Annotated in this window: 3 protein-coding genes and 1 pseudogene; all 4 read right to left on the bottom strand. The window is 66.9% G+C overall.

Annotated features, from left to right (window positions below):
• Nucleotides 1–49: 49 nt before the first annotated feature.
• Nucleotides 50–553: pseudogene (locus tag ACQKDV_RS18690) on the bottom strand (uridine monophosphate kinase); the annotation flags it as partial.
• A gap of 119 nt (nt 554–672) precedes the next feature.
• Nucleotides 673–2,211, bottom strand: a complete 1,539-nt coding sequence (locus ACQKDV_RS18685; protein WP_427785745.1) for a sensor domain-containing diguanylate cyclase — start codon at nt 2,209–2,211, stop codon at nt 673–675.
• A 261-nt stretch (nt 2,212–2,472) separates the two neighbouring features.
• Nucleotides 2,473–3,348, bottom strand: coding sequence for a translation elongation factor Ts (tsf, locus tag ACQKDV_RS18680; protein WP_427785744.1), 876 nt, complete (start codon nt 3,346–3,348; stop codon nt 2,473–2,475).
• A 126-nt stretch (nt 3,349–3,474) separates the two neighbouring features.
• On the bottom strand, nt 3,475–3,859 hold a 385-nt coding region (gene rpsB / locus ACQKDV_RS18675; RefSeq protein ID WP_427785743.1), incomplete at its 5' end, for a 30S ribosomal protein S2.

Genomic DNA, 3,859 nt, shown 5'->3' with positions numbered 1-3,859 from the left:
GGCCGCTTCACAGGCCTCGGCAGGGCGACCGTCAACGGTGCGCGAGAAGGTATCGGCCATCGACCTTGGTGGCCTTCAGCAGCAGGTCCGCGCCGATCTCGATCGCGCGCAGGGCGGCGCCGGAATCGGTGGTGAAGAACGGGCTGCCGACGCCGGCGGCGAAGATCACCAGGCGGCCCTTTTCCAGGTGGCGGATGGCGCGGCGACGGATGTAGTCCTCGCACACGTCGTTGATCTTGATGGCGCTCATCACCCGGGCCTTGGCGCCGAGCTTTTCCAGTGCGTCCTGCATGGCCAGGGCGTTGATGACCGTGGCCAGCATGCCCATCTGGTCGCCGGTGACGCGGTCCATGCCGCCCGCTGCCAGGCCGGCGCCACGGAAGATGTTGCCGCCGCCGATCACCAGCGCCACTTCGGCGCCCGCCTGCTGGGCCTCGATCACTTCACGGGCCAGGCGGTTGATGATCTTCGGGTCGATGCCGTAGTCCTCATCTCCCATCAGCGCCTCCCCGGACAGTTTCAGAAGGATGCGGCGATAGGCGAGCTTGGACATAGGGACCTCGTGAGCGTGGAAATCGCGGGGGATTCTACGCGCATGCGGCGCGCGGCCAAAGCGTTTTGTGCGCTGCGGCGCAAAAGGCCGCATCGCCCCGTTCAGCCGGGGCGCCCGGTTCAGCCCAGTTCTGCGCCGGCGGTGGCGGACAGCTCATCATGCCCCAGTTCGCCGGGGGAGCGCGCGATGACGCGGTTGCGGCCCAGGTTCTTGGAGCGGTACAGCACGTCATCGGCGGCACGCAGCAGCTCCTGTATGCCGGCAAAGCGCTCGTAGCCGCCCTGGGTGGCCACGCCGGCGGAAAAGGTCACGAACAGCGGCCCGCTTTCCAGTTCCACCATCGGTGTGGAGACGATGGTGGCGAGCACCCGGCGGATCACGTTCAGGGCGACCGCTTCGCTGGTATTGGGCAGCAGTGCCACGAATTCCTCGCCGCCGAAGCGGGCCACGGTATCGCTGTTGCGCAGCTGCCCCTGCAGCTTGGCCGCAAAGGCGCGCAGCACTTCATCGCCGGTCAGGTGGCCATGGGCGTCGTTGATCTTCTTGAAATCGTCCAGGTCGATGAAGGCTACCGACAGCGGCCAGCCATGGCGCCCGGCGCGCAGGAATTCCTGTTCAAGCACCGCCTCCAGCTGGCGCCGGTTGAGCACGCCGGTCAGCGCGTCACGATGGGCCTGGTCAGCCAGACGCTTGGCCCGCGCCTCGAATTCGTCGGCGCGGCGGCGCGCCTGCTCGGCATCCTGCATCTCGCGCAGGTTGCGCAGCGTGGTCAGCTCCTGCGCGTGGTCGATCAGTTCGCGCACCCGCGACGGCGAGCTGAGACCGGTCTCGAACAGGCTGGCGATGTCGGGCAGGGCCTCGCTGATGCGGGCCAGCACCTGGTCGAAGCGGGCGCTGTCCAGCTGCAGGCGCGCATGCACCTCCTGCAGGGCGCGCTCGCGTGCGCTGTCTGCATCCTCGTCCAGCCAGATGTCGGCCACTGCCCCGGACAGCTGCACGCAGGCCTGGAACGGGTTGTCGCTGCTGGGTTCGGATTCGCTCAGGCGGATGCCGTCCACGAGGTAGCGCGGCAGCCCCCACTGTTCGGCCACCCAGGCGCCGACATCGGCATGGGTGCAGCCCAGCGCCTCGCGCTCGCGGTCCAGCAGGTCCTTGTTGTCACCGGCTTCGCGCAGCAGGGGCAGGTAGCGTTCCGATTCGGCCTGGGCCAGGCACAGCACGCCCATGTCCTGCAGCAGGCCGGCCAGCATCAGTTCTTCCAGGCGGCGCAGGCCGCGGGCATGGCCCAGCTGGCTGGCGGCCAGAGCGCTGAGGATGCTGCGCTTCCAGGCACGCTGGCGCAGGTCGTGGCCGGCGCCGGCGCCGCCGGTCAGGCCCTGGGTGACGGTAAAGCCCAACGCCAGGCTGATCGTGGCATTGAGCCCGAGCATGGTCAGGGCTTGGCCAAGGTTCTCGATGCGGCGCCGGCTGGCATACAGCGGCGAGTTGGCGATGCGCAGCATGCGAGCGCTCAGCGCCATGTCGATGGCGATGATGTCGGCGGCGGTGGCGATGTCCGCTTCCGGGTCCTGGGCCAGCTCGATGATGCGCAGGGCAATGCCGGGCGGCGAGGGAAGGTTGCGGCACAGCGCCAAGGCAGCAGTCAGCTCAGGAGGCATGTCGGATCGTTCAATTCCATTAGGACAAGAATACCTAGGAATGCATCACAGTCTGCGACTTCTGTTCCTGTTACGTGATTGCGTATTCCCCTGTGCCGAGTATCGGCTTGAATGGCTGATAACGCAAAGTCTGTTTTGCCGGGGGGGGCAGGGGCGCACCCACGGTGCGCACCTGCCAGGGCTGCCGGGTGTGCAGGCACAAAAAAAGAGCCGCGGTTTCCCGCGGCTCCTCCTGGTCGTTTCGCAGCCGTCGGGCTGGAATCAGACCTGCATCGCCTTGGCGACTTCGGCGGCGTAGTCTTCAACCACCTTCTCGATGCCTTCGCCCACGATCAGCAGCTGGAAACCAGCCACGTCGGCGCCGGCGGCCTTGACCACCTGCTCGACGGTGGTGTCGCCCAGCACGTAGGTCTGGCCGTACAGGGTCACTTCGCTGACGATCTTGTTGATCTTGCCGCTGATGATCTTTTCCAGGATGTCGGCCGGCTTGGACTTGTCCTTCTCGGACATCTTGGCCAGTTCGATTTCCTTTTCCTTTTCCACGAACTCGGCCGGCACATCGGCGGCCTTGTTGTGCGGCGGCTTCAGCGCAGCCACGTGCATGGCCAGGCCGCGGGCCAGCTCGACGTCGCCGCCGACCAGGTCAACCAGCACGCCGACCTTGCCGTTGGTGTGCACGTAGGCACCGACGTTGCCGGTGGTGTCGACCTTGACCAGACGGCGGATCTGGATGTTCTCACCCAGCTTCTGGATCGCGGTGGCGCGGGCTTCTTCGACGGTCTCGCCGGAGGCCAGCGTGGCCGTCTTCAGGGCTTCGGCGTCGGCAGCGCCCGATGCCAGGGCGGCAGCGGCGACGGCGTCGACGAAGGTCTTGAAGTTGACGTCGTTGGCAACGAAGTCGGTTTCCGAGTTGACCTCGACCAGCACGGCCTTGCCGCCATCCTGGGCCAGGCCAAGACGGCCTTCGGCGGCCACGCGGTCAGCCTTCTTGTCGGCCTTGGCGGCGCCCGACTTGCGCAGGGCTTCAGCAGCAGCGTTGATGTCGCCGCCGGCTTCGGTCAGCGCCTTCTTGCACTCCATCATGCCGGCGCCGGTGCGCTCGCGCAGTTCCTTGACCAGGGAAGCAGTGATTTCCACGGGATTACCTCACGAAAGAAAGGGGTAGGGCCGGCATGGTGGCCGGCCCGTGTGACACGGTCCTGTCACGCGCCAGAGGCTGCGCGCAGGGAGGGTGGACGCCGGGCGTCCACCCCGGGGCCTGGATCAGGCCTGGGCGTCGTCGCCCTTCTTGGCAGCCTTCTTCGCCGGAGCGCGGCGGGCAGCCTTTTCTTCGCCTTCCGCAGCAGCGGCGTCGGCGAACTCTTCTTCACGCACCGAAGCAGCGTGCGGAGCAGCAGCCTTGCCTTCCAGCACGGCGTCGGCAGCGGCGCGGGCGTACAGCTGCACAGCGCGGATGGCGTCGTCGTTGCCCGGGATCGCGTAGTCGACCAGTTCCGGGTTGTAGTTGGTGTCGACCACGGCGATGACCGGGATGCCCAGCTTCTTGGCTTCCTTGATCGCGATGTCTTCGTGGCCGATGTCGATCACGAAGATGGCGTCCGGCAGACGGTTCATGTCCTTGATGCCGCCCAGGGAGGCATCCAGCTTG

The organism is Stenotrophomonas sp. NPDC077659 (assembly GCF_050268705.1).
Classification (GTDB): Bacteria; Pseudomonadota; Gammaproteobacteria; order Xanthomonadales; family Xanthomonadaceae; genus Stenotrophomonas.
This window is presented reverse-complemented; position numbering and strand designations above follow the sequence as displayed.

What these genes read in the sequence shown, in the direction of transcription:
- ACQKDV_RS18685 (WP_427785745.1), bottom strand. Translation starts at nt 2,211, where the DNA reads ATGCCTCCTGAGCTGACTGCTGCCTTGGCGCTGTGCCGCAACCTTCCC.